Annotated in this window: 22 protein-coding genes; 5 read left to right on the top strand and 17 right to left on the bottom strand. The window is 48.0% G+C overall.

Annotated features, from left to right (window positions below; genetic code table 11):
- The first annotated feature begins 47 nt into the window (after window positions 1-47).
- Together METMK1DRAFT_RS14365 and serS are read left to right on the top strand one after the other, a co-directional pair.
- Window positions 48-440, top strand: coding sequence for a metal-sulfur cluster assembly factor (locus METMK1DRAFT_RS14365; RefSeq protein WP_009075497.1), 393 nt, complete (start codon window positions 48-50; stop codon window positions 438-440).
- Window positions 441-464: 24 nt separating this feature from the next.
- Window positions 465-1,829, top strand: a complete 1,365-nt coding sequence (gene serS, locus METMK1DRAFT_RS14360; protein WP_009075495.1) for a serine--tRNA ligase — start codon at window positions 465-467, stop codon at window positions 1,827-1,829.
- Here serS and METMK1DRAFT_RS14355 read toward each other — a convergent pair.
- The 12 genes from METMK1DRAFT_RS14355 to pyrB form a co-directional block, all read right to left on the bottom strand.
- Window positions 1,826-3,337: a B12-binding domain-containing radical SAM protein gene (locus tag METMK1DRAFT_RS14355; RefSeq protein ID WP_009075493.1), complete on the bottom strand. Its 1,512-nt coding sequence runs from the start codon at window positions 3,335-3,337 to the stop codon at window positions 1,826-1,828. The genes serS and METMK1DRAFT_RS14355 overlap by 4 nt on opposite strands.
- Before the next feature lie 10 nt (window positions 3,338-3,347).
- Window positions 3,348-3,581: a hypothetical protein gene (locus tag METMK1DRAFT_RS14350; protein WP_009075491.1), complete on the bottom strand. Its 234-nt coding sequence runs from the start codon at window positions 3,579-3,581 to the stop codon at window positions 3,348-3,350.
- A 67-nt stretch (window positions 3,582-3,648) separates the two neighbouring features.
- Complete coding sequence (locus tag METMK1DRAFT_RS14345; RefSeq protein WP_009075489.1) at window positions 3,649-3,954, bottom strand: DNA-directed RNA polymerase subunit M; 306 nt, start codon at window positions 3,952-3,954, stop codon at window positions 3,649-3,651.
- Between the two features lie 93 nt (window positions 3,955-4,047).
- Window positions 4,048-4,518, bottom strand: a complete 471-nt coding sequence (locus METMK1DRAFT_RS14340) for an Lrp/AsnC family transcriptional regulator (protein WP_009075487.1) — start codon at window positions 4,516-4,518, stop codon at window positions 4,048-4,050.
- Window positions 4,519-4,576: 58 nt separating this feature from the next.
- Window positions 4,577-5,182 (bottom strand): MarC family protein, encoded by a 606-nt coding sequence (locus tag METMK1DRAFT_RS14335; protein ID WP_155812447.1) that lies wholly within the window; start codon window positions 5,180-5,182, stop codon window positions 4,577-4,579.
- Entirely contained in the window at window positions 5,169-5,498 is a 330-nt protein-coding gene (locus tag METMK1DRAFT_RS14330) for a hypothetical protein (protein WP_048088042.1), read from the bottom strand. The genes METMK1DRAFT_RS14335 and METMK1DRAFT_RS14330 overlap by 14 nt, the downstream gene beginning before the upstream one ends.
- Entirely contained in the window at window positions 5,479-5,772 is a 294-nt protein-coding gene (locus tag METMK1DRAFT_RS14325) for a hypothetical protein (RefSeq protein WP_009075482.1), read from the bottom strand. The genes METMK1DRAFT_RS14330 and METMK1DRAFT_RS14325 overlap by 20 nt, the downstream gene beginning before the upstream one ends.
- Window positions 5,769-6,641 (bottom strand): dihydroorotate dehydrogenase PyrD, encoded by an 873-nt coding sequence (pyrD, locus tag METMK1DRAFT_RS14320; RefSeq protein WP_009075480.1) that lies wholly within the window; start codon window positions 6,639-6,641, stop codon window positions 5,769-5,771. Before pyrD ends, METMK1DRAFT_RS14325 begins: the two co-directional genes overlap by 4 nt.
- Entirely contained in the window at window positions 6,613-7,764 is a 1,152-nt protein-coding gene (gene pyrC / locus METMK1DRAFT_RS14315) for a dihydroorotase (protein WP_009075478.1), read from the bottom strand. Before pyrC ends, pyrD begins: the two co-directional genes overlap by 29 nt.
- Complete coding sequence (locus tag METMK1DRAFT_RS14310) at window positions 7,748-8,338, bottom strand: ferredoxin reductase domain-containing protein (RefSeq protein WP_052300233.1); 591 nt, start codon at window positions 8,336-8,338, stop codon at window positions 7,748-7,750. Before METMK1DRAFT_RS14310 ends, pyrC begins: the two co-directional genes overlap by 17 nt.
- Window positions 8,338-8,805, bottom strand: a complete 468-nt coding sequence (pyrI, locus tag METMK1DRAFT_RS14305; protein ID WP_009075474.1) for an aspartate carbamoyltransferase regulatory subunit — start codon at window positions 8,803-8,805, stop codon at window positions 8,338-8,340. Before pyrI ends, METMK1DRAFT_RS14310 begins: the two co-directional genes overlap by 1 nt.
- Complete coding sequence (gene pyrB / locus METMK1DRAFT_RS14300) at window positions 8,802-9,704, bottom strand: aspartate carbamoyltransferase (RefSeq protein ID WP_009075472.1); 903 nt, start codon at window positions 9,702-9,704, stop codon at window positions 8,802-8,804. Before pyrB ends, pyrI begins: the two co-directional genes overlap by 4 nt.
- Window positions 9,705-9,773: 69 nt before the next feature.
- Between pyrB and pyrE the strand changes: the two genes are divergently transcribed.
- Genes pyrE through METMK1DRAFT_RS14285 form a run of 3 tightly spaced genes read left to right on the top strand, consistent with a single transcriptional unit; the run spans window position 9,774 to window position 11,621 of the window.
- The gene (gene pyrE, locus METMK1DRAFT_RS14295; protein ID WP_009075470.1) at window positions 9,774-10,349 is read left to right on the top strand and encodes an orotate phosphoribosyltransferase; all 576 of its coding nucleotides are present in this window, start codon (window positions 9,774-9,776) and stop codon (window positions 10,347-10,349) included.
- Window positions 10,346-11,002 (top strand): orotidine 5'-phosphate decarboxylase / HUMPS family protein, encoded by a 657-nt coding sequence (locus tag METMK1DRAFT_RS14290; protein ID WP_009075468.1) that lies wholly within the window; start codon window positions 10,346-10,348, stop codon window positions 11,000-11,002. Before pyrE ends, METMK1DRAFT_RS14290 begins: the two co-directional genes overlap by 4 nt.
- Window positions 10,968-11,621 (top strand): hypothetical protein, encoded by a 654-nt coding sequence (locus tag METMK1DRAFT_RS14285; protein WP_009075467.1) that lies wholly within the window; start codon window positions 10,968-10,970, stop codon window positions 11,619-11,621. Before METMK1DRAFT_RS14290 ends, METMK1DRAFT_RS14285 begins: the two co-directional genes overlap by 35 nt.
- Here the strand turns inward: METMK1DRAFT_RS14285 and METMK1DRAFT_RS14280 are convergent.
- From METMK1DRAFT_RS14280 to METMK1DRAFT_RS14260, 5 genes are read right to left on the bottom strand one after another with little or no spacing between them, the layout of a single operon-like run.
- The gene (locus METMK1DRAFT_RS14280; RefSeq protein WP_009075464.1) at window positions 11,601-12,620 is read right to left on the bottom strand and encodes a phosphate uptake regulator PhoU; all 1,020 of its coding nucleotides are present in this window, start codon (window positions 12,618-12,620) and stop codon (window positions 11,601-11,603) included. The two genes, METMK1DRAFT_RS14285 and METMK1DRAFT_RS14280, sit on opposite strands and share 21 nt — an antisense overlap.
- A gap of 23 nt (window positions 12,621-12,643) precedes the next feature.
- Window positions 12,644-13,144, bottom strand: a complete 501-nt coding sequence (gene cdvB3, locus METMK1DRAFT_RS14275; RefSeq protein WP_009075463.1) for a cell division protein CdvB3 — start codon at window positions 13,142-13,144, stop codon at window positions 12,644-12,646.
- Window positions 13,145-13,193: 49 nt separating this feature from the next.
- A complete protein-coding gene (locus METMK1DRAFT_RS14270) occupies window positions 13,194-13,511 on the bottom strand; it encodes a winged helix-turn-helix domain-containing protein (protein ID WP_009075461.1) in 318 nt (105 codons plus the stop codon).
- A gap of 23 nt (window positions 13,512-13,534) precedes the next feature.
- Complete coding sequence (locus METMK1DRAFT_RS14265; RefSeq protein ID WP_009075458.1) at window positions 13,535-14,884, bottom strand: dihydrolipoyl dehydrogenase family protein; 1,350 nt, start codon at window positions 14,882-14,884, stop codon at window positions 13,535-13,537.
- Window positions 14,874-15,260, bottom strand: a complete 387-nt coding sequence (locus METMK1DRAFT_RS14260; RefSeq protein ID WP_009075456.1) for a hypothetical protein — start codon at window positions 15,258-15,260, stop codon at window positions 14,874-14,876. The genes METMK1DRAFT_RS14265 and METMK1DRAFT_RS14260 overlap by 11 nt, the downstream gene beginning before the upstream one ends.
- Window positions 15,261-15,287: the final 27 nt, after the last annotated feature.

Here is a 15,287-nt window from a genome sequence, read left to right as displayed (position 1 = left end):
TACAAAAGGATAAATTCTATCGTTGACAGAGTCATCTCCTGATAATAATGAGTTCTCAGGTTGTGAATAAGGAAGAGTGGTCGAGAAAATTAATGGAGGCCCTTAAGGACGTCTACGATCCCGAAATACCGGTAGATATCGTTAATTTGGGCTTAATTTACGATCTTAAGATATCAGACGACGGAGAGGTTTACGTGAGACTTGGACTCACTGCACCCGGTTGCCCAGTTGTGGATGATCTGGTCTATACCGTAGAGGAAGTGATCAAAGAGACCGTGCCTGCCAAGAAAGTTGAGGTTGACATTGACATGGAGACGCAATGGTCTCCCCTCAAGATGAGTCCAGAAGGGAGAGAGAAGTTCAAAAAACTCTACGGTTACGATATAGTGGAGATGTGGATCCAGACCTACGGTCTCCCCACCGAGGATCAGAAGGCATAAAATCCTGGAACTTTTTGTCTAGTTATGTCTTGGAGTCTACTTGAATTAATAAGGTCGAACCCTCAGAGACTGATGGATAGTCTGAGAAAGAGGGGCATAGACGCGTCTGTAGTTGACAAGGCTGTAGAGCTGGACAGAAAGTGGAGGAGCGTGCTGCAGGAGGTCGAGAAACTGAGACATGAGCACAACTTAGTGAGCTCCCAGATTCCGAAGCTCCAGCCTGAAGATAGAAAGAAAAAGATAGAGGAGGCTAGAAACCTCCTGAGGATAATCGATGCGAGAGAGAGGGAGTTAAAGGAGATAGAGGAAGAACGTGATAACCTCCTGAAAAGTCTCCCTAATTTAGTTCACGAGTCTGTACCTGAAGGTCCTGATGATTCTTATAACGTTCCCATAAGGGTTTGGGGCAAGTTCAGAGTCTATGAAAAGGATGTGCAGAGCTTCCTTGACCAAGTTAGGGGACTGGAGGCCCAATATGAAGTATTATCTTTCAAACCGATAGGGCATGCAGATGCCCTGGAACAGGTGTTAAGGCAAGGTAATACAACCAAGGCAGCGGAAGTTGCTGGTTCCAGGTTTTACTATTTATTCCAGGACGTAGCCTGGTTGGAGCTTGCCCTCATAATGTACGCAGTGGACGTAGTGACATCAAAGGGTTACACTCTCATCATCCCTCCCTACATGTTGAGGGGAGAGGTCATCAAGTCTGTGATAGATCTTGAAACATTTAAGGATGCGATCTACAAGATCGAGGAGGAAGACCTTTACCTCATAGCTACAGCTGAGCATGCCATAGCTGCCCTTTATTACAAGGAGGAGATCGATGCGACCAGATTACCTTTGAGATATGTTGGGCTTAGCCCTGCCTTCAGGAAAGAGGCTGGGGCCGCCAATAAGGACCTTAAGGGAATATTTAGAGTTCACCAGTTCAATAAGGTGGAACAATTCATTTTCTCCCTCCCTGAAGACAGTTGGAAACTTCACGAGGAGTTAATCAGTAACGCAGAGGAGATATTTAGGGGGCTTGAGTTACCATACAGAGTCGTCAATATAGCCTCTGGAGATCTAGGGGCCTGCGCAGCCAAGAAGTATGACCTTGAGGTATGGATGCCTGCCCAGGCCAAGTTCAGGGAAATGGTGAGTTGTAGTAACTGTACCGACTGGCAAGCCTTCAGAATGAGAATAAGATACGTGGATAGGAAGAACAACAGAAAGGGTTACGTTCACACCCTGAACAGTACCGCCATAGCCACAACCAGAGCCATAACGGCAATACTGGAGAATAACCAGATGGAGGACGGCACCGTAGTGATACCAAAAGTTCTCAGGAAGTACCTAGAACTATTCCCTTCAGCACCTAAGGACGTCATTTTGCCGAAAAAGGTCTAATTTTTCATCTGGGCCTGTAGCCAAGCCTCGACTTCCTTCATTCTCTTCTTGGCTACTCTAAGGAACAATTTCAGTAACATCCTCACGGGATAATATACAGGGCCCTTCATATAGAACCTGTTCAGTATATCCTCAGCCCAGTATACGTCATGCCAGAACACTTTCTTATATAGTTCTATGTGAGAGTCGCTCAACTTGATCTTGGTGAACCAATCCTTGTTCTTGAAGTAGCCCATAGGCACAAAGAACATCGGAACTAGTATACTCCTATAGGGCCTTAAGCTATCCACGAGATCTATAGTCCTTAGTACATCATCTTCCTTTTCTTCGGGGAGTCCCACGATCATAGTCCCGGCAGGTATTATGTTATGTTCGTGCATTATCTTAAACGCCTCCTCCACAGTTTCGGGATAGCTCTCTGGTTTGTACGGTGACGATTTGGCGGGCATTATCTCCTTTGCAAGCCTCGGAGAGCCAGTCTCGATTCCTACCTCCACTCCTAAATAGCTCTGAGACTCGTTTGCATATACGATCTCAGTAAGTTTAGATATAAGTCCGTACTTTTCCTGAGAGTATCTGATGGCAGCCAAGCTGGCGTGACTCCAGGCGATCGTCTTATAATATCTCTTCACGAGCTTGTGTAACTTTATTAGAGGTTCTGGACGGGGGAGGATACCAACAGCACCATAAAATAGCACGTCGTCACTGTGAATAACTCCGTGTCTGACTCCGGCCCTTACGTTGGCCTGGAGTTCTCTCTCGATCTTCTCGAGAGGATAGTACCTGGTGGGCCTCAAGGTGACGGAGCAAAACCTACAGGATCTGGCACACCCCCTCATTATCTCTATGAGGCCGTTGACACTGGCACCCTTGATGTCAGGTATGTCCTCTATACCTGGTACGTCCTCACCGCTGATGTAGTAATATCTGGGTAATTCCTCCCCATCCAATATCATTTGGGCGATCTTACCTATCACCTTCTCAGCCTCTCCGTCGATTAGGGAGTCTATTCCGACCTTCTCTATCATGTCCTCCCTCCAGAGCCACTGCCAGACTGATGGGCCTCCAGCGATCATCTTCACACCTCTCTTTCTGGCTTCCTGCACCTCGGGCTTATTCACGAGTTCCTGGAAGCTCTTGTAGTTGATAGGTTCCTTCTTCGTTATTCCCCACCAGGTCGATGAGGGAGGCCCGAAAGCAAAGTAGTCGTGGTGAGAGAACATCAGGGCCTTAGCGTTCTTGAGGTGTGGAGCTAAGTGGTCTGGATCTATTATTGCTGCCTTGAATCCTTCATCTATCAGTTTCGCTTCCACTTTCCTCATTCCGTAAGGCGCCTGGTGAGGCCTACCTACATTGTCAGTCTTTATTTTGGGACACGCTAACCACTTCCACGCGGACTCCGGTACTCCTATGGCCGGACCTGTTCCCAGAAAGCCTAAGAACTCCTTCCCGTGATGGTTGGTCATGAGGCACCGATCTGTTGTTATCACGAAGTCGAAGGTCTCCATGGAGATCACCTCAGATCCCGATAACCTTTAGGAACTTCTTCAGCTCAGGATCAAGGTTTTTCCTGTCCAAAGGTTTGACATTTGAGGTATCGGCCAACCACTCCTTATCATCTAGAGTGGTAGCATAGATGGTTTGAAGAATAGAGAATATTTTTTCGCCTCTCTCATTCTTCAATTCCTCTATCAACAGGTTCCTTCTTCCCACCTTCAGCGAATATCTGTTCGTGGTTTCGTTGATTCTCATAAGGGAATGATAATAGAACTGACAATATAATATTTGCGGTGTTAAAGACAATTTATTTAGAAGATCCTTACTCCTCCTCGTGTTCCTCTGTACCTTCCAACTCCTCCCTCAATAACTCAAGGCCTACCTCCTTGTAGTACTCCTCCCTCTCCTGTTGCCACTCATCGTCCTCCCTCCTCCTGCCCTCATTTTCGCTCACTATGGAAGTAGTGAGAACTTTACCCGACTTGCCCCTGTTCTCCTTTATCTCGTAGGCCTTCTTGGCTTTCTTGTCCAGGGGCATTTCGTACCCACACTTGTTACACTTCAGAATCTCCTTGTTCCCCTTCTTAGTGGGTACCATGAGACCTCCGTCTTTAGGACAAAACTGCATCCTAAAACACCATATATATGCTAAGCCCATGGTTTCATATATAAAGGTTTTGGATCAGAATTTAGATGTCAACGCAAAAATAATAGCAAAACGTTATATTTTAACTCTTGGATCCTCTTTGACCGCGTTAAGGACTATGCTGGTATACGTTCTCTCCACCTTGCTGTTTTTGAGCAATTGTTTCAGGAAAACGTCCAGATCTTCGACACTCCTGAACTTGGCAATGAGCACAACGTCATATTCTCCCACAACGTCGTAAACTGCCACGATGTTGTCCGTGTTGGCTATTTCCCTCTCGAACTCAACCAGGTATTTTCCATTCACCTTGACCATGATGATGGCTGAGAGGGAGTAACCCAACTTCGTATAATCCACGAGGGCTGTGAAACCCTTTATCACACCCTCTTGGACGAGTTTGGTGAGCCTGTTGTGAAGAGTGGCAGGAGAGACGTTCATTTCCTCTGAAAGTCTCCTTAGGCTCACCCTCGAGTCCCTGAGTAATTCTATGAGGAGTCTTCTGTCTATTGTGTCTAAATCTACCCTCCTTTTGCCATCACTTGTCATTTGTCCCGATATGACTTCTCCTTCGGGATTAAAAATTTTTTAGTTAGTCCTGGGATTCTCACGCCAATTTAACTTGAGATATTCCACTAATAATTAGCTGAACCCCGAAGGCTGCTATGATGATGGCTGTAAACCTTCCCGCTGCCACGGTTCCCGTCCTTCCTAGTACCTTGATCAGGAGAGGCCCACTCAGTAGAACGAGATAAGTGAGAAATGCTGCCACTAGGCTACCCAAAACTAGGTCTATAACACTGTTCTGAACCGATAGCGATATAAGCGCCGTCATGGTTCCAGGACCTACTATGAGGGGAGTAGCTATTGGTGTAACTACAGCCTCTTCAAGCCTCTTCGACACGAACTTCAGTTGCTGAAACCCTCCTAGGGTATCTATTCCTAGATAGAGAAGAAGTATCCCTCCCCCGATTTCAAGGGAGTATGGTTGCAACCCCAAGAAGTTTAGTAGTGGTCGCCCCATGAGGGAGAAGATTAGGACTAAAATGATTACTGCGACCTCAACCTTATTCACAAGGGCTGTCCACCTCATCTTTTCATCGCCCTGTGTGGCCTCCTCAAATATGGAGAGAATATACGGGATTATGGAGAACGGGTCCATGACCGCGAAAACTTTCACTGCTATTATTAATACAGACTCAAGACTCATTATCTAACACGGCAAGGATCTCCCTTAGTATTTTAGACTTTTCGGCCTGATCTGAGGCAGTCGACAGCCTAAGGGAGTGTTTCAGGAGTTCGTAAAGCGTCGAGATTTCTTTCCTGTACTTTTCGTTCTGCTCCTCGAGCTCTTGAACTCTGGCCTGAAGGTTCTGATAATTGGCGTAAAGTTCTCCTATTATTGACTCTAACTCTTCCTCACCGTGATGGTGATGTTCGTGCTCGTGGGAGTGTGTGGATTCTACCTCCCTCTGTATTTCCTCCAAGTCCTCGTCGCTCTTGGGAAGTTTATCGATCCTGAACTTCATCTTCTCCTCCCTCCGTATCCACGTTACCGCTGACCTTATCATTGGTGATTATATATTTTCCTACTCCCAACCTAAGGTAGTGTTTCATTACCGTGGAGATCTTCCCAGCTGCCCTGGTGGGGATACACTCCGTTTCGACCTCTTCCTCGGTGTCCAGTTTAGCCACAACCTTGGCCATAGTCTTGGAATCGTTACAGAACTCAACGTTCACGGCCTTAACCCTACCCAGGAACACTAAAGTCTCCATATCCCTGCCCTTCATGCTTATCCTCATCGTTTCACTGCCCTTCCTATAATGTCTTCGAGTTTTAATCCCTTCCTCTGTAGGTAAAGGGAGAGAGAGGCCCTTAACTTAGGAATTGCCTCAAATCCGCTCTCTATTATAAGACTAGCTATACCTACAGCCTTTGCACCCACAGATAAGAGCTCTAACGCATCGTCGAGGGTGAAAACTCCTCCAACACCTATTATATCTGGGTTGTACTCTCTGTACACCTCATAAATTATTCTCACAGCCAGGTTGTGTATACACCTACCTGAAATTCCTCCAGTACCGTAACTCAGGATTGGCTTGAATTCCTCTACATCTACTACCATTCCCTTCATCGTGTTGATTAACGTCAGCCCGTCTGCTCCCGCGTCTAGCGCTTTCCCTGCTAGGGAGAGGACATTGTCCCATGGTCCCAGTTTTACCAAGACCGGCCTCTTCACGCTCGACTTCACTGCAGAAACTATATCAGAAACTAGGCTGGCTGTGTCAGCTCCGTACCCTCTCCTATTTGGACTGCTCAGATTCAGCTCTATGGCATTGGCGTATCTCTCCCCCTCCAAGGAGGCCTGGACCATTTCCTCTAGGGAACTCCCACCTATGCTCACTATCTGGACGCACTCGTTGGGTTCCAACGCCCTGATTCCAGGATTCCCTAGACCTATGGCGTTGATGTAACAGCCTTCTCCAACTTTAACGATTGTGGGGGAGTGATGAGATTCTACGGGATACAGTGTGAAAGTCTTGGTCGTTATGGCTGCGGGTCTGTATTGGTGGCAAACTCTCCTCATGAGTCCAGGTACTTCTGGGATAACACCAGAAGCGATGACGAATGGGTCGTTCAAATTAAGTCCTGCCACTCTTGTCGAATACATTGGATCCCCTCACCGGGAAAACGTTTCCGTCCTGATAAGCTACCTTACCTTCCACTATGGTCGCATAAACTGTGGCATCCAAGGGAAAGCCGTCTAATGGTGTGTGTGTCATCTTGCTGAAGGTAGTGGAGTATCTCCATCTCTCCCTCCTTATGATCACGAAGTTTGCTAAGTTCCCCACAGCTATCTCCCCCGCGGGGATCCCAAGAATCCTGGAGGGGTTTGTGGAGATTAGTTCCACTGCCCTACCCAATGTTATAGCACCCCTGAGAGCTAGGGTGAAGATAAAGGGTAGGGTGAAGGACACGGCTGCAATCCCTGGAGGACATAACTCAATGGGGAAGGACTTCTCCTTTACTGAGTGAGGCGCGTGGTCACTAGCTACCGCATCAGCCTCGGTTAGAGCTATGAGGAGACTGTTCCTCTCACTCTTGCCCCTTATGGGCGGGTTGACCTTAGACAGGCAATCCGTCTCTCCTGGAACTAGAAGGTGATGGGGAGTGAAATCGGTCGAGAAGCCCATCCTTTTTGCTAGCTTAATGGTATCCAAACTAGTGGTGTGAGTCACGTGAAAGTTCCCTCTGACAAGGTAGAGGGACGCCAATTCCTGCCATAACCTCCTATTGTGTCTCCCAGGCCTCAGGGACATAGGTATCTCTGGGTGCAAGACCTTGACCATCGGAGATTCCAATATCCACTGTATGTCTCTCTCAAGGTCCTCTGGGAATACCTTGAATCCGGCTATGGGCATTTTAGCGACTCCCTTATCCTGAGTCACCCCGGAGTAAATTCCGTAGTCGCACCTGGAGTAGTTCCCTAACTCTGAGAGTCTCAATCTAATGGTCTCCACGCTGTTGATTATTGGAACAGTGTTAGGCATGTCCACCACCACCCCAATCCCCCCATAGACGGCCTCTGACGTCCCTGAGGCTATAGTCTCCTTATAGGAGAGCTCGAGTCCCCTGAGGTGAACGTGCATATCTACACCTGCTGGGAACACGTAAGAGTCTGAGGGAAGCTTAAGGTCTGGTCTGCACTCCTTCCTGATCTCCTTAATCCTCCTATCGAATGACACGCAGGCCTCCTCTAGACCCCTCAGGTAAATCTTACCCTTTATCCACAACTTTTTCCACCTCCATGAAGGGTCCCTCCACACAGGGAAGGAACCCCTTCACATTACAGACCCCACATACTCCCATCATACAGTTCATCTTGACCCACCTGACGTAAACTAACGTGTTACGGGGAAGAGTCTTAATGAACTCCAAGGGAACTGAGGCTAGGATTAGATCCCATCTCACCTCTTGACTGGGCCTCTGGAACTCGTCCGTGCAAGACTCGCAGTTCAAGGAGGCCTGGTACCCTTTCCTCTTGGCAATCCTCAGGGGATAGAGGAGGTCATGATATAACCTCCCTACAGCTATCCCCATGACGTTCCCTCGAATCTCAACTGGCTTTCCAAAAGGCCCTTCCACTATCACCCTGCTCATCTTACGAAGATACTGGACCAACCTCTCCGAATCCACGTACAGCTCCAACTCGCCTTCCTTGTAATCGGTTACCCCTAGCGGTATCTCACTCTCGCCTGGGAACACGAGCCCAACGAATTGGCCAGGTGACGGTTCCTTACCGTAATACTCCAGGAGAACTCTCGTACTTTCCCTGGTTGGCTCAACCCTGAGTACTTTAGAATACATCATTCCAAGATCTGCCTCAATACCTCCTGTTCGGTTATTCTGGTCTCGCAATACTCGCAGACGAGCTCTATTGGTGACTTCCTAAGTGTCTTGAATTTTGTGGCCGCTTCAGGATCGTTATTTGTTATACAGGAGGGGTTAGTACACCTTAGTAGACCTGTTATCTTATCTGGAACCTTCTGCTTTCTCTTCTCCACTACCTCATAATCCTTTACGATGTTTATAGTTGCCTCAGGGGCTATCAACGTTATGAGCTCAGCCTCCCTCTCCTCAATGGCCCTTTCCTCAATCTTGAGGATGTCCTTTCTCCCCATCTTGCTACTCTCCACATTCATGACCAACGCTATTCTATAGCCTTCCTGCCCCCTTATTCCTAAGACCCTCAGCACTGCCAACGCCCTACCTGCAGGTATGTGATCTATTACAGTGCCGTTCTTGATCTTGCTCACTATCAGTCCGTTCTTCAAGCCTCAACGCCTCCCACGACTTCGTGGAGCAGGACAGACCTTAAGGGCACAGCCAAGGATGCCTGGAGGAAGTATTTGGCTTGTGGATAGGAATCTATCCTTCTATCTATTTCCGTGACTCTAGGGAGTGGATGGAGGATTACGCTGTCCTTCCTCATCTCCTCTACTAGCCTTACGTCAACTCTGTAGCTTTCCTTCACCTTCTCGTATTCCGACTCGTCTGGAAACCTCTCCTTCTGAATTCTGGTGACGTAGAGTACGTCAATATCACCTATCACGTCTCTAGGATCGACTCTCTCCTCAGTCGGGTAGTCAAGTTCGTTTCTGATCTCCTCCCTGAGTCTCAGTTGTGGTGGGGAGATCAAATAGACCTTCTTAGGCCTAAAGAACTTCAGACCCCTTACTAGACTGTTCACTGTCCTGGCGTATCTCAGGTCCCCCAAGAGACCAAAGGTTAGACCTTCAGGAGTTCCAAAGATCCTCTTGATGGTGTAAAGATCTATGAGCGTTTGAGTGGGATGTTCATGCTTGCCATCTCCCGCGTTTATCACCGGCTTCTGTGCTATCTCTGATGCGAATTTCGCTGCTCCATCGAACTTGTGCCTTATCACTATGCAATCCGAGTAATTGTCTAGCATCCTCACAGTGTCTGCTAGATTTTCCCCTTTGGCCACTGATATAGATTCCTCTGAGGTGAAACCGAGGACTCGTCCTCCCATGGAGAGAGCAGCACTCTCGAAGCTCAAGGCGGTCCTCGTGCTCGGTTCGAAGAAGGCCAGTGACACTATCTTCCCGTCAAGCCTCAGCCTGATCTTCCCTCGAAGAAGAGCGTCGGTTTTCTCGAAAATTTCCAGGACCTCCTCCTTAGCGAGGTCGAGGATCGATATCAAGTCTTGCAATAAAGCCCTTCTACACCTTTAACGAAAACCGTATTTAAACTCTTTTCCGCTATTGAGGTTGTGAACAACATGAATATAGGAAGTGTACTCATGGAGAGAAAGCTCCTCATGATAGGGAACTTCGTCCTGACCTCTGGGAAGACTAGTCCCTATTACCTAGACCTGAGGAAACTGCCTAGCTATCCAGAATTCTTTAAGATCGTAGAGGAGGCAATGGAAAGAGTCAAGGATATCGATTATGACGTGATTTTAGGGGTAGCTACAGGAGGGGTTCCCTTGGCTTCCTTTATGGCGTGTAAGTTGGGGAAACCCATGGGTTATGTCAGGATAGAGAAGAAGGGTCACGGGACCGATAGGTTAATTGAGGCTGAAGTGTCAGACAAGAAGGTCCTAGTAGTGGACGACGTTGCCACAACCGGAGGCTCATTGGAGAGGGCGTCCTTGGAGGTATTTAGAAATGGGGGGAGGGTAGTAGGGGCTCTAGTCATAGTTGATAGAGAGGAAGGGGCCGAGAGGAAGTTAAGGGAGATGGGAATGGAGTTCAGGGCTATATATAGGATATCGGAGATCTTGAGATCGATCTTGGACAAGTTGAGCGAGACCGATAGAGCCCAGATTCTTGAGTATATGAGGGGAAACGTATGAGTAGGGTAATACTCTCCTTAGATGTGCCCATGGACAGGGAGAGACTTAAGGAGTTGTCCCATCACCTGGCGGGAGTTAAGGTAGGGTGGCCTCTCCTCTTGGATTTGGGTCCCTCTAAGGTCAGCGAGCTGACCAAGGGATTAGGCCTCAAGGTCATCCTGGACCTCAAGTTAGCCGACATCGACTCCACGATGGTCTCTATAGCCTCAAAGCTGAAGAGTCTGGGTGACGGTTTCATTGCTCACTCCTTCGTCGGTATCGATGGAGCCTTAGATTCTTTAAGAAGAGAGCTGAAGGACAGGGAACTCTATCTGGTCATTTCCATGTCCCATCCTGGGTGGAGCGATGAAGTGTACCAGTACCTCCTTCAAGTGACCAAGGGAGTGAATCCAGAGGGACTGGTCGCACCTGCCACTAGGCACTCAGTCGTGAGAAGAGCGCGAGCCGACTTTCCCGATAAGATCATCATCTCCCCAGGAGTAGGAGCCCAGGGAGCTAGACCGGGCTCTGCCCTTTGTGCTGGAGCTGATTTCGAGATAGTGGGAAGGTCTGTTTATTTATCACATTCACCCCTTGACTCGCTATTGAAAATCGTTAAAGAACAGGAGGTAGCTATCAATGAGTGCAAAGGAGGAATGGCTAGGGAGACATGAGAGCTCAGAGAGGATATCTAGGCTTTACTCACTCTTAATCAGGGCAGAGGAGATACACGAGGAGTATGAGGAACCCCCAACTACTGACCTGAAATACCTGTTCACTGTTGGAGGAATGGAGGGCACGGTTAAGGGGAGGGGACCTCAGCCATACACCCAGATTTACTTCGAAATAGCGAGAGAGCACTTACGTTTTCTAAAGGAGGTTCTCTTGCCCTTCTCCAGGAAGACCATGGAGACTGGGATCGAGTTCTTAGCGTTCACGACCGATGAGGGAGAGTACGCCATTTTTGAAGGGGAAGAGAATAGGGTTACACTTCCCATGCCTCACGGCGTTACCTCGGCTCACACCCACCCGGGTATATGTCTCTTCTCTAAGCCAGATTTAGAGACAGCCGACTCCCTGTTCATTAGGGGCTACGTTAGTGTGGCCGTGATGAATCCGACGTGCGCTCTCCTTTTGTTTAAGTCCGGTCCTTACACCCTGGAGGACAGGGAGGCCCTGAGCGATCTAGCTAAAAGGGTTAAAAAAGCGAAGGACGTAAGGGAATTGGCTCAGGCCTACGCGGACTTCAAGGCGGGTAACCTGCAGATTTGGTCAACTCCCCTGGATCGGTGAGTCCTTATTCTTAGCAAGGAGATTTATTGTAGTTTCAGCCAAGTCCACTGAGTACCTGCTAATTCGTCTGAAGGAGTCTAGAACGAACAGGATTGGTGCTCTAAGCTCTCCCAACTCCTTGAGCAGAGACGACATGACAGTCCTGTGTAACTCAGCTATCTCCCTGTCCTCCTCTATTATCCTGTTTGCTGTTTCCCTCTTGCCATTAATGAAAGAACTTGAGGCCTCCTTGTAGAGCTCGAGAACTCTTTCCCCCACCTTAACTACAGACTCCGGTACTGCACCGCCGATCTCAGGGATCAGACTCGAAATCCTATGGGCGTGATCTGCAATCCTCTCCACGGACTTCGCTGCCGAGTATATATCCACTATCTGCGTGGCGTTATATCCCTCTTCCTCAAGGATCTCAAAGGAGGTTATACTGAGGGTTAGCTGTCTAGCTACATAGAAGTAAAACCTGTCCACCTCATCGTCCCTCTCCTGGACCTCCCTAGCTACCTCTATATCCCCAGTCCTCAGGGCATCAAGGGTGTCCTTCAACATGTTCTGTGATATCGCGGCTGCCCTATTAATGGCCCTCGATATAGGTAGATCCTTCTCGTTCACTAAGAATTGAACCGTTAGGTTAGTGCTATCCTCTTCCACCACTTCAGCTCCAAGTAGTCTCTTCCTTACCGTGTCCTTAATTGCAGTCCTATCCTCAGCTTTCATCTTGGCACAGATCAGGGAAACTATTGTATAACCTGCCATGTAGTATGCAATGAACTCTCTAACGGCGAAGTTAGGTCTGAGGTTTTCACATGTTATTACAGCCCTGTTCTGTCTTCCGTCCTGGGATGTACCTTTTGGTACCAGCAATAGCCTTAGATTACTGTCCTGGATAACATCCACTTCGTCACCTGGCTTAAGGGACAGTTGTCTGACCCAGTTTTTGGGGAGAGAGATGATGTAAGTGGAGCCCCCTGTGAGCTGTATTCTCCTTGTTGTCTTTGACTGCACAAGTTATATAGGCTATATATTTTTTAAGTCTTTATACTACTCTTCCCTTCCTTTTCCCTAGCTCGTATGAGTTGGTCGGCCTCTTGAAGTACCTCAACCGCCTTCTCCCTCGCCTGTATTATCACCGGTTCGGGGACCTTGAAGGACGTATAAAAGCTTGTATATAGTTCATCTAAAAGCATTGTGAGTTCAGCACCCAGGAACGGAGTTTCCTTTTTGAACTCCCTGAGTGCCTCAACTACATTTACTAGCTCTTGAGCTATATAGTCAATATAGAGCGCGGTCTCGACTTTCATCTCTAACATCTCCAAGAGGACGTCCATCCTTTCAAGGTGTTGCGATATCTTCTCTAATTGTTCTGACTCCTTAGCGTACTGTTGTGCAATAGCGGAGAACCTGGTGGCGTTAACGGCAGAGAGGTTCCTGTAATGCTCTGCTCTGTTCCTTAGCTTACCCTGCCAAAGCCTTATCTTTCCCCTGAAAGTCCTAGTCTGCACTAGAAATCTATGTAGCTCTTTGTTCATACGAATGTTATTGGGAAAGAGACTTTAAGAGGGTTTAGGGTTCTCAACGTCAGGCTTTTTTTACAGGTTTGAAATTACCAACTATCTCTTGGTAGATGTCAAAGTGAAGCTTAAGGAAACTCGAGGGCCTATAAAGGGCACCATATCCTTCTCCCTCCTTGACTACCAAGGAGTTCTCCGTTAGCACTTCCAAGTGATGGATGACCGTTTTATAATCTAGGTTCAAGGCGCGACTGAGTTGATTAGCGTTCATGGGAGAGGACAAGAGTGCCGTGATGATCCTCACTCTGGTAATCCCTCCCCTTGACGTGAGGAAAAGGAGCTTGAATAGCTTCCTTATCTCCCTCCTCTCCCTCTCATTACTCATTTCATGTTAATGAGATGGGAAGCCTAATATAGTTCACCGTGAGTTAGCCTCTGTACTGCTTCCCCTACGATTTCAGAGACCGTTGGGTGGGCAAATGTAACAGCGTAGAGTTGTTGGATGCTAACTCCCAATTCCATGGCCATACTCACGGTATTCACGACTTCGGTAGCTCCCTCTCCTATCATGTGGGCCCCCTCTATCTTATCGTTTGCCACAACTAATTTTAAGAAACCTTCAGTCTCATTTGTAGTCCACGCCCTGGGGATAACTTTCATGGGCACGATTATTTCCCTGGCATCCAGTCCCAACTTCTTGGCATCATCTAAGGTCCTTCCTACTACTCCTATCTCTAGATCAGCAAATATTGAGGTGGGTATGAATCTTGGCATTTTAGATGCCCTTCCTCCTAGATTATCTCCAGCCACTACTCCTTGCCTCCAGGCCTTAGTGGCAGATAGGGGTATTCCGGCCACATCGCCTGCAGCGAATACCCTAGGGTTGCTAGTCCTTGCATTTTCATCTACCTTTATGTATCCCCTAGGATCCGTTTCCACGCTAATATCCCTGAGGTTCACGTATTCCGTGCTAGCTTTCCTCCCTATGGTGATCACTGCCATATCGCCTACCACTTCCTCTGACGAGTTGGGAAGATTGACTAAGAACCTCACCTTCCCCTCAGAGCTCACGATCTTAGACTTAGCGTTTAGATAGATCCTGATCCCCTTCTCCTCCATTCTCTTCTTTGTAGCTGACGCTATGTCCTTGTCAAACCCTGGAAGCAGTTGAGGCATGAGTTCAAGGATAGTTACCTCCTTCCCTAGTGCTCTAAAGAGCGTCGCGAGCTCCACACCAGCAACTCCTCCCCCTACTATCACTATTTCTTCTGGTAGTTCCCTCAGATTCATGGCTGTCCACGGATCCAGGACATTTTTTCCGTTCAGAGGGAAGTCAGGGAGAGATAGAGGTACTGATCCGGTAGCTAGAACTAACGAGTCGGTGGTTATCACGTTTCCTCCTACCTCAACTTCACCTGATGTTCTCACCTTAGCCTGACCCTTCACGATCTTCACTCCCTTGGAATTGAGGTTCGCCTCCATCCTTTCCTTTATTGACTTGATGATGATTGTTTTGTACTCGTTCAGCTTAGGGTAATCCAGCCTCGCTGCTGATTGTATCCACGGGGAACTCCTCGCTTTATTCACGACCTTTACGGCGTCAATTAGCGTCTTGGAAGGGATGCAGGCCCTATTTATGCATTCTCCTCCCATTTCATCTCTCTCAACTATAGCCACTCTCTTCCCTAATTCTGAAGCTCTTAGGGCCGCTGCGACCCCCGCGACTCCGCCTCCGATAACTACTACATCAAAGTCCATGGGCTTTACTCTCTCGAGAGAGTATATAGGTTTTGAGCTTCCGCATTGTAGCCTGTGCATCCTTATCCCTTATCATGTGGAGGCAATGAAGGGCTACGAACTCCAGTTCAGTGTAAACCCCGTGCCTTCTCTTAATCTCTTCTAGAGAGATGCTCATGTCCAAGTAATCCTTAGCGAACTCCGGACTGCACTCATAGGCGATCTTCAGGAAGCCCAGGAGGACAAGTCTGGCTCTCCCTTTGCTCCTCACAAGGATCCTGACTTCCAGGGGGACTTCCTGGAGTTCACCGAGACTATCGTACTCTATCTCCTCCTGGAGTTCCAGCTGGAACTCCTCCTCTTCCAGATACCTCCTCAGGACCTCTGAGGCTCTCACAAAACCCTTTTTAAGTTAGGGAAGTTA

It is taken from the genome of Metallosphaera yellowstonensis MK1 (genome assembly GCF_000243315.1).
In the GTDB taxonomy this organism is placed as follows: Archaea; Thermoproteota; Thermoprotei_A; order Sulfolobales; family Sulfolobaceae; genus Metallosphaera; species Metallosphaera yellowstonensis.
The sequence above is the reverse complement of the archived record's forward strand: the minus strand, read 5'-3'. Positions and strand labels throughout refer to the sequence as shown.